Here is a 17558-nt window from a genome sequence, read left to right as displayed (position 1 = left end):
AGGTTCGGAGTGAACACTAAGGGCAAATCTATTTTAATTGTAGAAGATGATCATAAAATAAGACAATTAATTAAGATCTATCTTGAAAAAGAAGGTTATGATGTGTGGGAGGCGGGAGACGGCAAACAAGGCATAGACATGTTTGAGCGGTACGATCCGTGTTTTACGATCATTGATTTAATGCTTCCTGAAGTCAGTGGAGAAGAGGTTTGTAAATGGATTAGGACAGAGAAGAAAAGTGATAGTCCGATTATCATGGTTACAGCCAAGGTGGAAGAAAAGGATCGGATTAATGGACTCAGAATGGGGGCGGATGACTATATAACAAAGCCATTTAGTCCCAATGAACTTGTTGCTCGCGTCGAAACGGTGCTGCGTCGAACAGAGAATCGTTGTAATAAAATTAGTTTTCAAGGGATCACAGTGAAGCCTTTAAAGGGAGAAGTGAATTTTAATGGAACGAAACTTTCTTTAACAAATAATGAAAGCAAATTACTATACATGTTCATGAAGCATCCGAATCAAATCTTATCAAGAGAACAGATGATCGAGGAACTTTATCCAAATGTTGAGAAAGATATTACGAATCGGACAATTGATGTCCATATCCGAAATCTTAGGGAAAAACTAGAGCAAGTAGACGCTCCAGATTGTATTAAAACAGTTCGGGGCATGGGGTATCAGTTTGTTGCCTTTTAAACAAATCGTAAAAAGAATGACAAAAATAAACCTTATGTTGAAGCTAACGGTGATAAATAGCATCGTTGTCGGACTGGTCATTTGGATTGTTGGTGTATCTGTAAAAGATTTTGCTTGCTATTTAATAGAACAAGAAAATTCTCTTTCAGCTGAACAAAGGTTGGGTTTTACAAATCAATTGGATTCTTACCTCGTTTACGCTGTTATTCTCTCCATCTTCATTGCTGCGGTCGTTCATTTTTATTTCATTCGTTCATTATTATACCCACTAAGTACATTAACGGAGGTGACAAAAGAGATTGCAAAAGGGAACGATCCAGTGATTATTTATAACAAAAATTCTGATGAAATCGGGCAATTATCAAGGCACTTTAATGAGATGATAAGGAAAATAAAAAAAGTAGAGGAATCTCGTGAGAAAATGACCCAAGATGTTGCTCATGAGTTAAGAACTCCTTTAACCAATATCAATGGCTATTTAGAGGCGTTAAGATCGGGAGTAATAAATGGAAATCAAGAGCTATACGATTCTCTTTTCGAAGAGTCGAAGAGGCTTACAAGTCTTGTTGAACAATTGCAACAACTTAATGTTTGGAAAAATGAATATGGCAGCTCTGTAAATTATGAGTGCTTATCTATTCGTCTTCTTATTGAAAGCCAAGTTGAAATTTTTCGCTTAGAACTTCAGAAACAATCGATCCAAATCAAGATTAGCATAGAAGATAAACAGTTATACGCTGATAAAGAGGGATTGAAACAGGTCTTAACAAACTTAATTGAAAACGTCCTTAATTATGATAAAGGGGGATGGATGGAGATTAAAGGTTTTATGAGTGAAAAAGGATATCAAGTTCAAGTGAAAAATGAAGGGCTACCTATTCCAGTTGAAGATCCGAACCAACCTTTTGAACGTTTTTATCGAGCTGACCTTTCACGAAATCGTAACTTAGGAGGGTCTGGGTTAGGACTATCGATTGTCAAAGAGATTATTAAAAGTCATAACGGAGAATTAGGCCTAAAAACGAGTCAAAATGTTCATACCTTTTGGTTTACGTTACCAATTGAAAATGATAGAAAGTTTTCTGGATAAAGTTGTTTTTTTAGGAGGCTGTCAATGAGTTATAAGGAGCAAAAAAATGACGATTGGACACTCACATTACTTCATACAAATGATAGTCATGGACATTTATTGCCTATTGAGGTATCTAGTTTGGATATCTCTTCTCAATTGCGTCTATGTCATTCATTTCCTCTTTATAAAAAGTTAGGTGGTTTCGCCTATTTAGCTGAAGCAGTTAATCGCATTCGTCAAGAAAATGATCATGTGCTTCTACTTGAAGCTGGAGATGCTTTCTGTGATAGTGAAATTGCGAATATAACAAAAGGACATTTTTATATTAGTTTGATGAACCAATTAGGGTATGATGCAATGACACCAGGAAACCATGATGTAGATTATGGAATAGAGGTTTTAAAACAAAGAGCATATGAAGCGAACTTTCCTATGTTAGCAGCTAATTTATTAGAAGAGGAAACAGAAGCACCTTTATTAGGTTATCCTTATATGGTGAGAGAGATCAATGGTTTTAAAATAGGTATCTACGGTCTGACTTATCATTTAACATCCGAAACAACGTCACAAAAGAATACAAATGGTGCTAAATACACGTTTAGTTTAGGAACAATACAGTCGGACATCAATCAATTAAAAGGTAAGGGTGTTAACTGCGTAATTATATTGTCGCATTTAGGATCGGATTTAGATAGAGAGATTGCAGAAAACATAGAAGGAATTGATGTAATTGTAGGAGGACATTCTCATGAACCCATTCCAAAGGAGATAAGAAATGGTGTCATCATTTCTCAGTCTACACCATACTATACTGGACTTGGGGTACTACAGTTACAATTTAATCGTAGCTCATTAGTAGGAGCAGAAGGAAGTATCATCCCTATTATACCTGAGAACTTGCAACCGAATGTAAATATACAAAGAATGATAAATGAAATGCGATTTGAGCACAAAAATCGACTAGAGCAGGATGTCGGAAGTATTACATCTCCTATGATTCGTAATTATAAGCGAGAATCGCCTGCTGAAACGTTCTTTGGCAATATTCTACGTACTAAGACAACTAGTGATATCTCAATATTACCCGGAATAGGGTTTGGGGTAACGATCCCTCCTGGGCCTATCACACTCGAACAATTAACGAACTTGCTACCTCATCGTTCATCTATTTATACCGTACAATTAAAAGGTAGAGATATTGTAGCAGCTTTAGAACAAAGTATTTTAAACCAAATTCATCCAGATGTAGAAGAACGAGTTGGTGGACTTATTCAAGTAACAGGACTTGCTTTTGTTTATCAATATTCCTCTAAGTTGAAAAACTTAGTTCTAAATGTAAGAGTGAATAATCAACCAATCTCCCTTGATCAATTCTATAAAGTTGTTTTGAACCAGTTGATGTTTGAAGGTGGCCATAAGTACTCATCTTTAAAAAAAGGACAGAATGTGTGTAAATGGGAACAAACAGATATTGAGATGGTGATCGACTGGATGCATAGTAATCCGGCATTACCTGTATATGAAGAAGGGTGGAGTAAACCATTACGTATACCAGATTCCCAGAAATTTCAAAAGAGGTGTTTTCCATTAGAGAATAGTAATATTGAGGAGTGAAACCGATGAAAGTGACTAATCTCACTCTATTTACGATGTCAGCTTGTCCCTTAGGTAGAACGATGAGGCATGTTTTGGAAGAGGTTACTACCTTGTTACCTGAGCAAACATTTTCGATTGTGTTTATTGATCAAGAACCTGAGTTAACGAATGAGGCACGGATTAGTAATAATCCTACTACGTTGTTTCGAGATAAAAATAGAAAAGAAGTTAATCGGGTTGAGGGATTTATGGAAACAGACGAGGTAATACAACTCATTAAAACTAAAAAAACCTATACAACCTTACCAAGCGGAGCCAAAAGAGAGAAGAGTGTAGAAACTTACACTATCTATTTACTCAATGGTGACGCACTTGAAGCGGTAGACATAGATTTTACTAATCCAACATCAGTGAAAACCCCTCGTATCACAGCAATCAATTTATTATTAGAAGCTGATTTACAACCATTAATTAACCCGTTTCCAGATAGTACTACTTTAGAATTAGTTTCGTTTGAAGAAGATTTAGCACGAGTTTATATTAACCATGAAGAAAAAACAATTTCAGAAGGGACCGCGTACAAGATGAAAAGGTGTCTACAACAAACATTACACTCATACGGCACTAAAAAAGTTGAACTGGTTCTAAAAAGATTATAAAAAACATAATAGTTTCTACTTTATCGTAAAGACCTTAAACATTGTTTGAGGTCTTTTCTAATTATTTAATTTGTAAAAGAGATTTTAACGAATTACGTTCCTCATTATCTCATTAGCAGTCCTAATACCCAACCTTCTAATTAATGGTAATGGAGGACACCAACCCTGCACAGAGTGTCGCAGTAAAAAATAACTAATCTCCCCTGAAAATAAATGCCACCTTCTGTTGCTCGTAAACCCTAGAAAGGTTCCAAGGCGAACGAAAAACGCTGCTGAAGCTTCTAAAACTCGTTCCGTATCTCATTCTTGATCAAGTGCATCAAGTCGCCTCATTATATCTTCCTTGTTCTCATAATGATATCTTTCAATACTATGCTGTGTTTCTAGTGCAATCTTTTCGTTCACTGAACTGAATTTAGCAAAGTGCTTTTTGAAACTGAAGAAGTAAAAATGTATTTTTTTGAAATGATAACTATGTACCACTCTTTTTTTATCTGCATTTAGAGGGGGAAATATACAAAATGTCAACAAATACACTGATTGAAGAAATTACACCAACCGAAGTATCACATCGCATAAATGAAGGCAAGCGGGATAGCATCATCGACGTTCGTGAACATGAAGAAGTAGCAGAAGGAGCCATTCCTGGCATTCACCATATCCCACTTGGAGAGCTTGAGGATCGACTTGGTGAAATTGACCAAAACAAAGAACATATCCTGGTTTGCCGCTCCAGTGCCAGAAGTGGAAGAGCTGCTGAATTTCTGAAAAGCAAAGGATATAAGGTGAAAAATATGGCAGGTGGAATGTTGGATTGGAAAGGTGATTTAGATAGAAAATAATCATGTTAGGGAGGTGAATAAAGTGGAAGTAACAGTAAATAAAACGCTAGATGCAAAAGGCCTTGCATGTCCAATGCCAATTGTTAAAACAAAAAAGGAAATGAATACGCTTGAACCTGGTCAAGTCATGGAAGTACAAGCGACTGATAAAGGTTCAACCGCTGATATAAAAGCATGGGCAGCAAGTACGGGGAATCAATACCTTGGTACACTTGAAGAGGGAGATACCCTAAAGCATTATCTTAGAAAAGCAAGCTCTGAAGAAGAGAAAATGGAAACTAAACATCCTCATGTTGTAACGCTTGATGAACTTTCTAAAAAAATCGAAGGTGATGAAAAAGTCACCATTTTAGATGTTAGAGAATCTGCAGAATACACTTTTGGGCATATTCCGGGTGCTGTTCATATTCCGTTAGGAGAGCTTGAAGAACGTTTTGAAGAATTAGATAAAAGTGGTGAGATTCATGTCGTGTGTCGCACAGGTAGCAGAAGTGATTTCGCAGCACAAAAGCTTGCTGAAAAAGGATTCAATCATGTGAGAAATGTGGTACCTGGTATGAAAGAATGGACGGGTCCAACAAATAAACTTCATTAAAAAAGGGAGAGAGTATCATTGAAAATTGCAATTATCGCTGCAAATGGTGGAATGTTTGATGCTTACAAAGTTTTTAATATTGCAACAGCAGCCGCTGCTACAGATGCTGAAGTTGAAATATTTTTCACTTTTGAAGGATTAAACTTAATTCATAAAGAGGCACATAAAAACCTTCCAATGCCTGCAGGAACAGAACATTTCCAAGAAGGCTTTAAGAAGAACAATGTCCCACCAGTTGATGAACTTGTTTCGATGGCAACAGAAATGGGTGTAAAAATGATTGCTTGTCAAATGACAATGGATGTCATGAGTTTAGAGAAGGAACACTTTATTGAGGGAATTGATGTTGGTGGTGCCGTGACATTTTTGACGTATGCAAAAGACGCAGACGTGACCCTGACATTTTAATAAAGAACTATAGGAGGGGAAACCATGACGACAACAACGGCGATTAAAGGAATCAATGTTAAAGAGTTAACAAAAAAGATTCTTAATGGCGATCAAATTTTTATTTTAGACGTAAGAAACACAGGTGATTTTGACGATTGGAAAATTGAAGGGGAAAACGTCCATATCATTAACAAGCCTTACTTTGATTTAATTGACAGTCTTGATCCTATTATGGATCAACTGCCTAAAGATCAGCCGATCTATGTTATTTGTGCAAAAGGAGGTTCGTCTGAATTTGTCGCTGAACAAATTTCAGATGCGGGGTACAACAATGTTTATTCTATTGAAGGCGGAATGAAAGCTTGGAGTGAACATCTAGAGCCCATTAAAATAGGTGATTTAACAGGTGGCGGTACTATTTATCAATTTGTTCGAATTGGTAAAGGGTGCTTATCCTATTTAGTTGAATCAAATGGAGAAGCAGCTATCATTGATGCAGCACGTATGATTGAACCTTATGAACAATTTATTAGTGAACATAACTTGAAGCTAACTCACCTACTAGATACGCACCTTCATGCTGATCATATTTCCGGTGGACGAACTTTAGCTGAAAAGGTAGGTGCTGAGTATCATTTACCACCAAAGGATGCTGAAGAAGTAACGTATTCATATACGAAGCTCGAAGATGGAAATGAGATCAAGGTTGGGAAAGTGATAATCAAAGCTATTTATTCGCCTGGACATACGATAGGGAGTACGTCCTTTATTGTCGATGATCAATATCTTTTAACTGGTGACATCTTATTTATCGATTCAATTGGTCGTCCTGATTTAGCTGGAAAAGCTGAAGACTGGGTGGCAGACCTTAGACAAACCCTATATGACCGTTACAAACAATTAGCAGATAATCTGATTGTCCTACCTGCCCACTACATGGGAATTAATGAAATGAACAAAGATGGAAGTATCTCTCACGAGTTAGGTAAGTTGTATAAAGAGAATCATGGGTTGAACATCCATGATGAAAATGAGTTTAGAAAAACCGTTTCAGAAAATTTACCGCCACAACCAAATGCTTACCAGGAAATTCGAGAGACGAATATGGGTAAGATTAATCCAGATTTGGAGGCACAACGTGAAATGGAAATTGGACCAAATCGCTGTGCAGTACGTTAAGGAGGAATGACAAGATGGAAGTGACGAAAGTTTTAGATGCAAAAGGTCTTGCATGCCCAATGCCGATTGTGAAGACGAAAAAGGCAATGGATGAGTTACAGTCTGGAGAAGTGTTGGAAATACAGGCTACCGATAAGGGAGCTAAAAACGACCTTGTTGCTTGGGCAAGTTCGGGTGGTCATGATTTATTAAGTGATAAAGAAGAAAATGGTGTGTTCACTTTTTATATTAAAAAGTCTTAACCCTCGTCCTACTATGAGGATTACTCTTCATAGTAGGATTTTAAACAAAGTAAGGACATTGTTAAATGCCTCTAGTTGTCTTTAACAGGTATCTCCTCTTAGGTCTAATCTATACATAAAATTTAAATGATTGACAACTTAGCTCAATAAACCTAAAATAGGTGTAGGGGTATAGGTATATAATAAATTTAAAGAGAGGAAGGAACCTTATGTTTAAAAAGTTAATTCCGGCATTGGAATGGATGCCAAATTATAAACGGTCGGATTTAAGCGGAGATATGTCAGCGGGGTTAATCGTTGCGATTATGCTTATTCCACAAGGGATGGCATATGCAATGTTAGCTGGATTACCACCGGTTATTGGGTTGTACGCTTCTACTATTCCACTTCTTATCTATGCATTATTTGGAACGTCGAGACAATTAGCGGTTGGTCCCGTTGCGATGGTGTCATTATTAGTACTAGCAGGGGTATCTACGATTGCAGAACCTGGAACAGATGAATATATCTCGTTAGTGTTACTTTTAATGCTTATGATAGGTATGATTCAGTTTCTAATGGGAGTGCTTAGACTTGGTTTCTTAGTAAACTTCTTATCTCATGCTGTAATTAGTGGTTTTACTTCAGCAGCAGCTATCATTATTGGATTAAGTCAGTTGAAGCATTTACTAGGAGTGAAACTAGAAGCAGATAAAGATGTATTTAAGATTTTATTTGAGTCGATAAGCAGGGTTTCTGAAATAAATCCGATAACATTAACCATTGGATTGGTTAGTATTCTCATATTGATTGGATTAAGAAAGTTTGTACCTAAAATTCCAGGTCCGCTTGTGGTCATCGTCCTAAGCATTAGTACAATCTACTTCTTACAGCTGCAACAAGCAGGAGTGAAAATTGTTGGTGAAGTACCAAAAGGTCTGCCGTCATTATCGCTTCCTGTATTTACACTAGATGCTGTTATGGCACTTCTTCCTATCGCACTTGCCATCTCTTTTATCGGTTTTATGGAATCGATTGCGATGGCAAAGGCAATAGCGGCTAAAGAAAAATATAAAGTAGTTCCAAATAAGGAGCTAGTAGGGTTAGGGCTTGCTAATATTGGTGGTTCTTTCTTTGCAGGATATCCTGTAACAGGAGGATTTTCCCGTTCAGCTGTGAACTATCAATCTGGGGCAAAGACACCACTTGCGACAATAATTACGGCTATTCTTATTATCCTAACCTTATTATTTTTCACTGGTTTCTTTTACTATCTTCCTAATGCAGTGTTAGCTGCGATCATTATGGTTGCTGTATACAGTCTAATCGATGTGAAAGAAGCAAAACATTTGTTTAAAATCAAAAGTGTGGACGGTTGGACGTGGGTAATTACTTTTATTGCTACGCTAACAATTGGGATTGAGCAAGGGATATTAATTGGAGTAGTATTTTCCTTACTTGTTTTCATCGTTCGGAGTGCGTATCCTCATGTCGCAGAGTTAGGGTATTTACAAGAAGAAAAGGTGTTCCGAAATATTAAACGCTACCCAGAAGCAAAAGTAGACCCAGAAGTTATGATTTTCCGTGTCGATGCTTCATTATACTTTGCGAATATGACCTTTTTAGAAGATAAACTATGTGAGCGTGTAGGAGAAAAGCCTGAGACGAAGTGGATTATTTTAGATTTTTCAGGTGTGAACTCCATAGACGCTGTAGCGATACATTCATTAGAAGAAATAATGGAGTCATGTAGAAAAGGGGATATTGCATTTCATTTTGCGGGAATTAAAGGTCCTGTGATGGATTTACTGAAGAAAGCGAACTGGGATAAAAAATATGGGGAAAATTTAAGGCATTTATCGGTTGAGCACGCGCTTAAAGCTATTAACAAATAGAAGGAGAGGAGCAAAGATGGAGGAACTTGAATTAAGAAAGAAAAATGAAGAATTTATACAAAGGATTAAACAACAAGACCCAACATTCTTTGATGAGTTAAAAAAAGGTCAAACACCAGAATTCTTTGTCTTGTCTTGCAGTGATTCGCGTGTTAGTCCTTCTGTCATTACGCAAATGCCTTTAGGACACATGTTTGTCCATCGAAATATTGCTAATCAAGTGGTAACGGAAGATGAAAGTTTTTCGGCTAGTCTATATTATGCGTTGAAACACTTAAAGGTAAAAAAGATTGTCATTAAAGGTCATACCGACTGCGGAGGCGTAAAAGCCGCTTGGTTAGAGAACGATGAGCAGGAGCTCCAGGGTTGGATTTCAAGAGTTCGCGCTAGTCTACCTGATAAGAGTATGACGATAGAACCAGTTTCACTGGATGAATTAACGAAGCTAAATGTTTTAAAACAAGTCGAAAGATTAATGGAGCACCCTATTTATAAGGAATACGGGACTGATATAGAAGTTTTAGGATGTTTATTTCATGTCGAGTCAGGGGAATTGGAAAGGGTGTTTCCGCTTGAGAATTAATTGGTTCTTAAAGTGGTTCTCTAAATAAGGTGTCTATCTTTTTTTAAGTTAACATTGCAAAAAGAATTACGTTGTTTTTACTAGTACCAATAACTCATAAAGGAGAGAAAAATATGTTTGATTATACTGTCGATACAGTAAGTGGAATGGAAGAAACAATTGAGAAGTTAAAAACAAATTTGATGGAAGAGCAATTTGGAGTCTTGTGGGAATTTGATATCCAAGCAAAGTTACAAGAAAAAGGATTGGAATTTAACGATCCATATAAAGTGTTAGAAGTATGTAACCCCCACGAAGCGAAACGAGTATTAGATAGAAACAAAATGGTTGGGTACTTCCTGCCTTGTAAGATAGTAGTATATAACGATAATGGAAAAACGAAAATTGGAATGCCAAAACCCACTTCATTAATACAGTATGTAAATGATGAAGATTTAAATGGAATAGCTGCGGATATCGAGAAAAGACTGATTTCTGCTATCGATAAAAGCATTTGATGCATATAAAGTCTCTTGTGAAAAGTCTAACTGAGTAGCAGGAGGCTTGTTTTACAAGTTAGGAGGTCTATCCAAATGAATCAATCCGATGAATCTAAATATATTCAACAACACTTAGCAAATGAAAGAACGTATTTAGCTTGGATTAGAACAGCCATTGCTATTATTGGAGTGGGATTCTTAGCAACAACCCTACACTTTAATACTCCAATGAATGAGTTCTTAGACAATACAATTGCGATGTTTATTAGTTTATTTTCTCTTTTATTGGGGCTATTAACCATTTTCTTTGCTACATTTGTTTATTACCGAAATCGAAAGGCTATAAATAGCCAAACGTTTCACTCTTCCTATAAAATTATCTTCTATATGACATTCATCATTACCACTATATTGGTATTGTTTGGTATTTATTATTTTTTTGTTAACACCCCTTGACTTTATACCCTTAGGGGTATAATATATAAAATATAAAGAGCAAAGGGGGGAAGGTAATGAAGAAATATAGTTCCTATATTCTGCCGCTTGTATTAATTATCGGTTTTATTGGCTATAAGTTAATGCCCACAATAGGGGTAGAACAAGTGAGTACAGAACAACTTGCCAACATGATGACGAATGCATCTGATGACGTTTTCTATGTTGATGTACGAGAACCTCACGAATTTCAAGAGTCCCATATAGAAGGAATGACTAATGTTCCTCTTAGTGAGTTAGAAAGCAATTATCATCTAATTCCTGCTGATAAAACAGTTGTGATCATATGTAGAAGCGGGAATAGAAGCCTACAAGCCTTAAATAAACTTAAAGATTTTGGGTATCAAAATTTGGTTAATGTAAAAGGTGGAATGCTTGCTTGGGAAGGGGAAGTAACAAATTAGTTACTTCTTAGGTTAACAATATGACCATCTTCATAATTGTGCTATTATTAATAGGATCAAATAGTTTATATAGAAGATTTGTACCAGTGCTTGGATTAGCGCATATGGATATAGACAATTTCAGTGATGAAAAAACGATTTTACTCGATGTAAGAGGTTATCTTCAGGCTCATAAAAAGCCTATCAACGGTTCTTATAATATTCCTTTGCCTTATATAAAAAGGAATTTCTGTAAACTTGAAGGGAAACCTGTTTGTATTATTGGTTCAGATATGTTAGATGTAACGATAAGCGCTCGTTTTTTAAAAAGTAAAGGTGTTAAAGTAGCTGGATATTATATAGAGGATAATAAATATAGTAAGCAAGTGACTTGCAGAGATAGGAGGGAAATTCATGGAATACACTGATCAAATGAAAAATAGAGTGAAACGCATAGAGGGGCAAGTGAAAGCTATTTTAAGAATGATGGAAGAAGGAAAGGATTGTAAGGATCTCGTTGTTCAACTTTCTGCAGCAAGAAATGCGCTAGACCGGACAATTGGTGTTGTTGTTAGTACCAATTTGGAGCACTGTGTCAGAGAGCAGATCGAAAAAGGGGAAGATACAGAAAAATTCATCCAAGAAGCTGTTAATTTGTTAGTGAAAAGTAGGTAAAAAGATAAATATAAAAGGTTGACAGGGGCAATAAAAATAAGTTAACATACCCCTATATGTAATTGGTTAGTTAAGTAAAGAAAGTTGTTGTTAGCTAAGAAATAGGTTGACTAAATTTTTTAATCAGTTGTTATACCTATATGGGTATATGTATATTGATAATGAGGAGGAAACAAAATGAAATCAGATAAAGTTCTCGACGCAAAAGGGTTAGCTTGTCCGATGCCGATCGTGCGTACTAAAAAGGCAATCAACGATTTAGAAGCTGGACAAATCTTGGAAATACATGCGACTGATAAAGGGGCCAAGAATGATTTAGCAGCTTGGGCAAAGTCAGGTGGTCATGAATTACTTACAGATGTAGAGGAAGATGGAGTTTTAAAGTTTTGGATTAAAAAAGGCTAGGTTAAATTTTTTTAATCGGATATATACCTATTGGGGTATGCGGAAATATAAATGACAAAGGGGAGAGCAATATGACAGACAAAAAGAAAACAACGATTATTTTATTTAGTGGTGATTATGATAAAGCAATGGCAGCTTTTATTATAGCAAACGGTGCTGCAGCTTATGATCATGAAGTAACAATCTTCTCAACTTTTTGGGGATTAAATGCATTTAGAAAAGATGAACAAGTACCAGTAAAAAAAGGATTCTTGGAAAAAATGTTTGCTAAGATGATGCCGCGAGGAGCAGATAACATGGGACTTTCAAACATGAACTTCGCTGGTATGGGTCCTAAAATGATTAAACATGTCATGAAGAAGCATAATGCAATGCCTTTACCGGATCTAATTGATATGGCAAAAGAACAAGGAGTCAAACTTGTGGCATGTACGATGACGATGGACCTTTTAGGACTGCAGCAAGATGAATTAATTGATGGATTAGAATACGCGGGAGTAGCTGCATATTTAGCAGATGCTGAAGAAGGAAATGTGAACTTATTTATTTAATAAGTCTTACCCAAGGGGGTACAAAGTGGACGTAATCATTAATATAATAGTTGTTGGCTTAGTAGCATTCTTTTTAATCAATAAGTTCATGCCTGTTAAAGGTGTAAAACAAATTTCAGCGAGTGAGCTTAAAAAAGAGTTAAAGAGAAAAGATGTTCAATTTATTGATGTAAGAACTCCAGGTGAGTTTTCTAGAAACAAGATTAACACGTTCAAAAACATTCCACTTCATGAACTTTCTCAAAAAGGAAGTCAGTTATCAAAAGAGAAAGAAGTTGTAGTTATTTGCCAGAGTGGAATGCGTAGCAATAAAGCAGCAAAAGTATTAAGGAAAATGGGTTTTAAAAAAATCACAAACGTAAAAGGCGGTATGAGCGCTTGGAACTAACGTTAGGAGGAGATCAGTTATGAAAGAAATCACACCTAAAGAAGTAGAACGTCTTGTTAACCCAAATATTATTGATGTTCGTGAAACGGATGAGGTAGTAGCAGGGCATATACCTGGGAGTTTAAACATTCCGCTTGGATTACTAGAATTTCGTCTACATGAACTAGACAAAACGAAAGAATATATTATTGTTTGTCGCTCTGGTGCTAGAAGTGGAAGAGCCACTGAGTTCCTGTCAAGTCACGGGTTTCATGCTACAAATATGGCTGGAGGCATGATGAACTGGGAAGGTAACGTTCAGTAAATTTTTTTGAAATTAACTATACCTATGCAGGTATAAATTATAGGAGGAATATTAATGGAAACTATTAAATTTGATCAACTAGTAGATGCAAAAGGATTAGCATGTCCAATGCCAATCGTTCGTACAAAAAAAGCGATGAATGACCTCGAACCAGGAAAAGTATTAGAAGTTCAAGCAACAGATAAAGGATCAACTGCAGATATTAAAGCGTGGGCACAGAGCACTGGACATCAATATTTAGGAACGCTTGAAGAGGGTGAAGTGTTAAAACATTATCTTCGTAAAGCGACTGGGGAAGAGAAAGAAGAGAAGAAACACCCACATGTTGTAAACAACGAGGAACTTCAAGCGAAATTAGTTAACAATGAAGATATTCTAGTGTTAGATGTACGCGAATCAGCTGAATATGCCTTCAATCATATTCCTGGTGCAAAATCCATTCCGCTTGGTGAACTTGAGAATCGTTTAAATGAACTAAGCGAGGATGAAGATATTTATGTTGTGTGTCGTACTGGAAGTCGCAGTGATTTAGCCGCACAAAAGTTAACAGAAGCTGGATTTAAAACAGTTATTAATGTCGTACCTGGCATGAGTGAATGGGGTAACCCAACAAATAGTCTTAATAAATAGGAGGGGTCAACATGAATCAGATTACTGTTTATACATCTAATCACTGTCGTTATTGTGTGATGTTAAAAAACTTTTTATCAGATCAAAACATTTCCTATCACGAAGTAAATGTAGAAACAAATCCTGCCATTATGCAGCAACTTGTAGAAAAAACAGGTCAATTAGGGGTTCCACAAACGGAAGTGAACGGCCAGTGGGTTGTTGGTTATGATCCAAATAGCATTATGTCAGCATTGAGAAAATAATAGGAGGTTGAAAGAAGATGAGTAGAAAATTAGCAATTATCGCAAGCAATGGTGGGTTATTTGATGCCTACAAAGTATTCAATGTAGCAACAGCTGCAGCTGCAACAGACCAAGAGGTAGCAATATTCTTTACTTTTGAAGGTCTAAATCTAATTCATAAAGAAGCATACAGTCAATTACCAATGCCAGAGGGGAAAGAGCATTACCAAAAGGGTTTTGAAAAAGCCAATGTTCCAGCCATTCCTGAACTTGTTGCAATGGCGCAAGAAATGGGTGTTAAACTAATTGGCTGTCAAATGACAATGGATGTGATGGAGCTAGAAAAAGATGCATTTGTTGATGGAATTGAAGTGGGTGGAGCCGTTACGTTCTTAGAATTCGCCAAGGATGCGGATGTAACGTTAACCTTTTAATTAAATTTTTTTAAAGAAAAATATACTATTAGGGGTATAAACGATGACAGTAAAAGCAATGAATTCAAAAGAAATAGCAAGAAAAGTAATCGAAAAGAAAGAGCTATTTATTCTAGATGTTCGTAATGAAGGGGATTTCGCTGATTGGAAAATTGAAGGAGAGAATTTTGATTACTTTAATATTCCTTATTTTGAACTATTAGATGGTGTAGAAGAAATCATGGATAAAATTCCAGCAGATAAAGAAGTCTTAGTCGTGTGTGCGAAAGAAGGTTCTTCGATGATGGTAGCAGAGATGTTGTCTGATGAAGGACTAGATGTTTCTTATCTTGAAGGCGGAATGAAGACTTGGAGTGAATATTTAGAGCCAGTTAAAGTAGGGGACCTAAAAGACGGTGGTGAGCTATATCAATTTGTCCGTCTAGGTAAAGGCTGTCTATCTTATATGGTTGTTTCAAATGGGGAAGCTGCGATTATCGATGCAACACGTATGGCAGATGTGTATGTGAACTTTGCCAATGAAATCAATGCAAAAATCACACACGTATTTGATACTCATTTACATGCTGATCACATTTCTGGAGGAAGAAAAATTGCCGAAGCAACTGGTGCAACGTACTGGTTACCTCCAAAGGATGCAGGAGAAGTGGTGTTTGAATATGCGGCACTTGAAGGTGGGAATGACGTAGTGATCGGGAACTCAACGATCAACATTCATGCGCTATACTCACCTGGTCATACAATCGGATCGACTTCATTTGTTATCGATGAAAAATACCTATTATCCGGAGACATTCTCTTCATTGATTCAATTGGAAGACCTGACCTAGCAGGACTCGCTGAAGATTGGGTAGGAGATTTACGTGAGTCGCTTTATAAGCGTTATAGAGAACTATCAGAAGAGTTGATTGTTTTACCGGCTCACTTTATGATCATCGAAGAGCTAAATGAAGATGGAAGTGTTGCAGAAAAACTAGGCACACTATTTGTTCAAAATCATGGTTTAAACATTGAAGATGAAAATGAGTTTAGATCAATGGTGACAGAAAACTTACCTCCACAACCAAACGCGTATCAAGAAATTCGTGAAACCAATATGGGTAAAATTACACCAGATGAAGATAAACAACGTGAAATGGAAATTGGGCCAAACCGTTGTGCAGTAAGATAACAAACGATAAAAAAATAGAATAAATAACTGGAGGTTTTATAAATGAATTCAGATAAAGTATTAGACGCAAAAGGATTAGCATGTCCTATGCCAATCGTTCGAACAAAGAAAGCTATGACGGAACTTGATTCAGGTCAAGTGCTAGAAATTCATGCGACTGATAAAGGAGCAAAAAATGACCTTGCAGCATGGGCGAAGTCTGGCGGTCATGAGTTACTATCAGATACGGAAGAAGATGGTGTATTAAGGTTCTGGATTAAAAAAGGCTAAATATAAAAGAAAAGGGAACCGAGGTGGTTCCCTTTTTCTTTAAAGGGAGGTACAACATCAGTGAAAATTTGGATAGACATTTTATAAAAGAAACGACATTGTTAAATCATATAATTAAACTATAACTTTTTAAAGGAGGTATATTAGATGGTTAAAATAACACCCACAGCAGTCGAAAAGATTTTAATTGAAGTTCAAGATACAATTAAACAAGGAGTAGAACCCTTTATCCGTTTAACTATGGGGATTGGTTGAGGAGGACCACAACTTCGTCTGGCTCTGGAAGAGTCAGCTTTAGAAAATGATGAGGTCGTTGAACAGGATGGTATTCAATTTTTAATTTCTGAGAAAGATAAGGTTTATTTCAATAATGTCAAAATAGATTATACGAAAAATGTATTGGGTACAGGCAATTTTGTCGTGATTCGTTAATCGTTTTATCACCCTATATGTCTATTCTGATTATAGGATGTTACTTCGTATAAGATACAATTTAGGAGATAGAAAATGAACCCATGGAACACGCGTTTTCAAAATGAGAGCTACGTATATGGAACAGAACCAAATGTGTTTTTAGCGGAAATGCAGAGAAAACTTCCATTATCAGGTGACGCTCTTGCTATTGCAGAAGGTGAAGGGCGTAATGCTGTATTCTTAGCTGAACAAGGAATGAACGTCTCAGCTTGGGATTATGCTGAATCAGGCTTATCAAAAACGAATAAATTGGCAGATGAGAAAGGTGTAAAAGTTAATACGCAACTGGTTGATCTAAATGAAGCTGTTTGGCAACAAAACATATGGGATGAGATCGTCTGTATTTTTGGGCACTTTCCAGAAGTGTTACGCAAGAAAACACTACAAGGAGTAAAAGAGTCAGTTAAACCAGGTGGTTATTTTATTACGGAAGTCTATTCGCATTATCAAATACCATATAATAGTGGTGGCCCTCAGAACTTAGAGCTTTTATACAAACCCGAAGAATTTCTAAATGTTTTTTCTGATTGGCGTATTGTTCACTTTTTTATGGGAGAGGTTGTCCGACAAGAAGGAGACTTACATAATGGCTTGTCTCATGTTATTCAATTTGTCGGTCAAAAAACAGAGTGAATTCAAAAGCCAATAATGATTTTTTCTTTAGTAGTTACACTAAAGAATAGATTAGGTAGATCCTATTCTATTCTTTTTTTAATGCAAAAAATACTAAAAAGTCATTAAACTAATCAAAAGCCCTTTTTTAATTAAGTATATTCATTAGTAGTCCATTCTCTTCACATAGGCATATGATAAGTTTGATAAACCATTGAAGGGAATGAATGAAATGTATTATTCTAACACAAATCCATATCCATATTACGCTAATGCTAACACACCCATATATAATCCAGACTTTATGACAAGAAATCATCACGGGCAGGATG

At 36.3% G+C, this 17558-nt stretch carries 27 protein-coding genes; all 27 read left to right on the top strand.

Translation table 11 applies throughout. From position 1 onward, the window contains the following. The first annotated feature begins 9 nt into the window (after window positions 1-9). The 27 genes from LQ50_RS04980 (at window position 10) to LQ50_RS04855 (ending at window position 17247) form a co-directional block, all read left to right on the top strand. Window positions 10-699 (top strand): response regulator transcription factor, encoded by a 690-nt coding sequence (locus tag LQ50_RS04980; RefSeq protein ID WP_173401240.1) that lies wholly within the window; start codon window positions 10-12, stop codon window positions 697-699. Next, window positions 689-1789 (top strand): sensor histidine kinase, encoded by a 1101-nt coding sequence (locus LQ50_RS04975; protein ID WP_152608158.1) that lies wholly within the window; start codon window positions 689-691, stop codon window positions 1787-1789. The genes LQ50_RS04980 and LQ50_RS04975 overlap by 11 nt, the downstream gene beginning before the upstream one ends. A 24-nt stretch (window positions 1790-1813) precedes the next feature. Next, complete coding sequence (locus LQ50_RS04970) at window positions 1814-3385, top strand: bifunctional metallophosphatase/5'-nucleotidase (RefSeq protein WP_034626714.1); 1572 nt, start codon at window positions 1814-1816, stop codon at window positions 3383-3385. A gap of 5 nt (window positions 3386-3390) precedes the next feature. Continuing rightward, entirely contained in the window at window positions 3391-4026 is a 636-nt protein-coding gene (locus LQ50_RS04965; RefSeq protein ID WP_034626712.1) for a thioredoxin family protein, read from the top strand. A 521-nt stretch (window positions 4027-4547) separates the two neighbouring features. Beyond that, on the top strand, window positions 4548-4868 hold the full coding sequence (locus LQ50_RS04960) for a rhodanese-like domain-containing protein (RefSeq protein WP_034626710.1): 321 nt from the start codon (window positions 4548-4550) through the stop codon (window positions 4866-4868). Window positions 4869-4890: 22 nt separating this feature from the next. Next, window positions 4891-5463 (top strand): sulfurtransferase TusA family protein, encoded by a 573-nt coding sequence (locus LQ50_RS04955; protein ID WP_034626708.1) that lies wholly within the window; start codon window positions 4891-4893, stop codon window positions 5461-5463. 18 nt (window positions 5464-5481) lie between these two features. Further along, window positions 5482-5871: a DsrE/DsrF/DrsH-like family protein gene (locus LQ50_RS04950; RefSeq protein WP_034626706.1), complete on the top strand. Its 390-nt coding sequence runs from the start codon at window positions 5482-5484 to the stop codon at window positions 5869-5871. Window positions 5872-5895: 24 nt separating this feature from the next. After that, a complete protein-coding gene (locus tag LQ50_RS04945) occupies window positions 5896-7032 on the top strand; it encodes an MBL fold metallo-hydrolase (protein ID WP_034626705.1) in 1137 nt (378 codons plus the stop codon). Window positions 7033-7046: 14 nt separating this feature from the next. Then, a complete protein-coding gene (locus LQ50_RS04940) occupies window positions 7047-7274 on the top strand; it encodes a sulfurtransferase TusA family protein (protein ID WP_004427614.1) in 228 nt (75 codons plus the stop codon). Window positions 7275-7483: 209 nt separating this feature from the next. After that, a complete protein-coding gene (locus LQ50_RS04935) occupies window positions 7484-9148 on the top strand; it encodes a SulP family inorganic anion transporter (protein ID WP_034626703.1) in 1665 nt (554 codons plus the stop codon). 16 nt (window positions 9149-9164) lie between these two features. Next, complete coding sequence (locus LQ50_RS04930; protein ID WP_034626702.1) at window positions 9165-9731, top strand: carbonic anhydrase; 567 nt, start codon at window positions 9165-9167, stop codon at window positions 9729-9731. Between the two features lie 113 nt (window positions 9732-9844). Then, complete coding sequence (locus LQ50_RS04925) at window positions 9845-10228, top strand: DUF302 domain-containing protein (protein ID WP_004427608.1); 384 nt, start codon at window positions 9845-9847, stop codon at window positions 10226-10228. Window positions 10229-10303: 75 nt separating this feature from the next. Beyond that, entirely contained in the window at window positions 10304-10666 is a 363-nt protein-coding gene (locus tag LQ50_RS04920; RefSeq protein WP_034626700.1) for a YidH family protein, read from the top strand. 56 nt (window positions 10667-10722) lie between these two features. Then, window positions 10723-11109 carry a rhodanese-like domain-containing protein gene (locus LQ50_RS04915; protein WP_034626699.1) on the top strand — a complete coding sequence of 129 codons (387 nt, stop codon included), beginning with the start codon at window positions 10723-10725 and terminating at the stop codon, window positions 11107-11109. 104 nt (window positions 11110-11213) lie between these two features. Continuing rightward, the gene (locus LQ50_RS04910) at window positions 11214-11516 is read left to right on the top strand and encodes a rhodanese-like domain-containing protein (RefSeq protein WP_161784655.1); all 303 of its coding nucleotides are present in this window, start codon (window positions 11214-11216) and stop codon (window positions 11514-11516) included. Beyond that, entirely contained in the window at window positions 11503-11763 is a 261-nt protein-coding gene (locus tag LQ50_RS04905; RefSeq protein ID WP_004427599.1) for a metal-sensitive transcriptional regulator, read from the top strand. Before LQ50_RS04910 ends, LQ50_RS04905 begins: the two co-directional genes overlap by 14 nt. Window positions 11764-11940: 177 nt before the next feature. Further along, on the top strand, window positions 11941-12168 hold the full coding sequence (locus tag LQ50_RS04900) for a sulfurtransferase TusA family protein (RefSeq protein WP_034626696.1): 228 nt from the start codon (window positions 11941-11943) through the stop codon (window positions 12166-12168). Window positions 12169-12239: 71 nt separating this feature from the next. Further along, complete coding sequence (locus LQ50_RS04895) at window positions 12240-12719, top strand: DsrE/DsrF/DrsH-like family protein (RefSeq protein WP_034626695.1); 480 nt, start codon at window positions 12240-12242, stop codon at window positions 12717-12719. Between the two features lie 88 nt (window positions 12720-12807). Then, window positions 12808-13107: a rhodanese-like domain-containing protein gene (locus LQ50_RS04890; protein ID WP_373279169.1), complete on the top strand. Its 300-nt coding sequence runs from the start codon at window positions 12808-12810 to the stop codon at window positions 13105-13107. Between the two features lie 19 nt (window positions 13108-13126). Continuing rightward, on the top strand, window positions 13127-13411 hold the full coding sequence (locus tag LQ50_RS04885) for a rhodanese-like domain-containing protein (protein WP_034626693.1): 285 nt from the start codon (window positions 13127-13129) through the stop codon (window positions 13409-13411). 54 nt (window positions 13412-13465) lie between these two features. Beyond that, window positions 13466-14041, top strand: a complete 576-nt coding sequence (locus LQ50_RS04880) for a sulfurtransferase TusA family protein (RefSeq protein ID WP_034626691.1) — start codon at window positions 13466-13468, stop codon at window positions 14039-14041. 11 nt (window positions 14042-14052) lie between these two features. Continuing rightward, window positions 14053-14286: a glutaredoxin family protein gene (locus tag LQ50_RS04875; RefSeq protein WP_034626690.1), complete on the top strand. Its 234-nt coding sequence runs from the start codon at window positions 14053-14055 to the stop codon at window positions 14284-14286. Window positions 14287-14303: 17 nt separating this feature from the next. After that, window positions 14304-14699 (top strand): DsrE/DsrF/DrsH-like family protein, encoded by a 396-nt coding sequence (locus LQ50_RS04870; protein WP_034626688.1) that lies wholly within the window; start codon window positions 14304-14306, stop codon window positions 14697-14699. A gap of 43 nt (window positions 14700-14742) precedes the next feature. After that, a complete protein-coding gene (locus tag LQ50_RS04865) occupies window positions 14743-15870 on the top strand; it encodes an MBL fold metallo-hydrolase (RefSeq protein WP_034626687.1) in 1128 nt (375 codons plus the stop codon). Window positions 15871-15912: 42 nt separating this feature from the next. Then, window positions 15913-16140, top strand: coding sequence for a sulfurtransferase TusA family protein (locus tag LQ50_RS04860; RefSeq protein WP_034626685.1), 228 nt, complete (start codon window positions 15913-15915; stop codon window positions 16138-16140). 273 nt (window positions 16141-16413) lie between these two features. Further along, window positions 16414-16572, top strand: a complete 159-nt coding sequence (locus LQ50_RS25165) for a hypothetical protein (RefSeq protein WP_152608164.1) — start codon at window positions 16414-16416, stop codon at window positions 16570-16572. A 75-nt stretch (window positions 16573-16647) separates the two neighbouring features. Then, window positions 16648-17247, top strand: a complete 600-nt coding sequence (locus LQ50_RS04855; protein WP_034626683.1) for a class I SAM-dependent methyltransferase — start codon at window positions 16648-16650, stop codon at window positions 17245-17247. Window positions 17248-17558 lie beyond the last annotated feature (311 nt).

The sequence above is a fragment of the Halalkalibacter okhensis genome, from assembly GCF_000787375.1.
Lineage (GTDB): Bacteria > Bacillota > Bacilli > Bacillales > Bacillaceae_D > Halalkalibacter > Halalkalibacter okhensis.
Note: the sequence above shows the minus strand (reverse complement) of the source record. Positions and strands in the feature narration are given on the sequence as shown.

Bases quoted from the DNA above. Each gene is read 5' to 3' on its own strand.
- LQ50_RS04970 (WP_034626714.1), top strand. From the start codon at position 1,814: ATGAGTTATAAGGAGCAAAAAAATGACGATTGGACACTCACATTACTT.
- LQ50_RS04965 (WP_034626712.1), top strand. From the start codon at position 3,391: ATGAAAGTGACTAATCTCACTCTATTTACGATGTCAGCTTGTCCCTTA.
- LQ50_RS04960 (WP_034626710.1), top strand. From the start codon at position 4,548: ATGTCAACAAATACACTGATTGAAGAAATTACACCAACCGAAGTATCA.
- LQ50_RS04945 (WP_034626705.1), top strand. From the start codon at position 5,896: ATGACGACAACAACGGCGATTAAAGGAATCAATGTTAAAGAGTTAACA.
- LQ50_RS04940 (WP_004427614.1), top strand. From the start codon at position 7,047: ATGGAAGTGACGAAAGTTTTAGATGCAAAAGGTCTTGCATGCCCAATG.
- LQ50_RS04935 (WP_034626703.1), top strand. From the start codon at position 7,484: ATGTTTAAAAAGTTAATTCCGGCATTGGAATGGATGCCAAATTATAAA.
- LQ50_RS04930 (WP_034626702.1), top strand. From the start codon at position 9,165: ATGGAGGAACTTGAATTAAGAAAGAAAAATGAAGAATTTATACAAAGG.
- LQ50_RS04925 (WP_004427608.1), top strand. From the start codon at position 9,845: ATGTTTGATTATACTGTCGATACAGTAAGTGGAATGGAAGAAACAATT.
- LQ50_RS04920 (WP_034626700.1), top strand. From the start codon at position 10,304: ATGAATCAATCCGATGAATCTAAATATATTCAACAACACTTAGCAAAT.
- LQ50_RS04915 (WP_034626699.1), top strand. From the start codon at position 10,723: ATGAAGAAATATAGTTCCTATATTCTGCCGCTTGTATTAATTATCGGT.
- LQ50_RS04910 (WP_161784655.1), top strand. From the start codon at position 11,214: ATGGATATAGACAATTTCAGTGATGAAAAAACGATTTTACTCGATGTA.
- LQ50_RS04905 (WP_004427599.1), top strand. From the start codon at position 11,503: ATGGAATACACTGATCAAATGAAAAATAGAGTGAAACGCATAGAGGGG.
- LQ50_RS04900 (WP_034626696.1), top strand. From the start codon at position 11,941: ATGAAATCAGATAAAGTTCTCGACGCAAAAGGGTTAGCTTGTCCGATG.
- LQ50_RS04895 (WP_034626695.1), top strand. From the start codon at position 12,240: ATGACAGACAAAAAGAAAACAACGATTATTTTATTTAGTGGTGATTAT.
- LQ50_RS04890 (WP_373279169.1), top strand. From the start codon at position 12,808: ATGCCTGTTAAAGGTGTAAAACAAATTTCAGCGAGTGAGCTTAAAAAA.
- LQ50_RS04885 (WP_034626693.1), top strand. From the start codon at position 13,127: ATGAAAGAAATCACACCTAAAGAAGTAGAACGTCTTGTTAACCCAAAT.
- LQ50_RS04880 (WP_034626691.1), top strand. From the start codon at position 13,466: ATGGAAACTATTAAATTTGATCAACTAGTAGATGCAAAAGGATTAGCA.
- LQ50_RS04875 (WP_034626690.1), top strand. From the start codon at position 14,053: ATGAATCAGATTACTGTTTATACATCTAATCACTGTCGTTATTGTGTG.
- LQ50_RS04870 (WP_034626688.1), top strand. From the start codon at position 14,304: ATGAGTAGAAAATTAGCAATTATCGCAAGCAATGGTGGGTTATTTGAT.
- LQ50_RS04865 (WP_034626687.1), top strand. From the start codon at position 14,743: ATGACAGTAAAAGCAATGAATTCAAAAGAAATAGCAAGAAAAGTAATC.
- LQ50_RS04860 (WP_034626685.1), top strand. From the start codon at position 15,913: ATGAATTCAGATAAAGTATTAGACGCAAAAGGATTAGCATGTCCTATG.
- LQ50_RS04855 (WP_034626683.1), top strand. From the start codon at position 16,648: ATGAACCCATGGAACACGCGTTTTCAAAATGAGAGCTACGTATATGGA.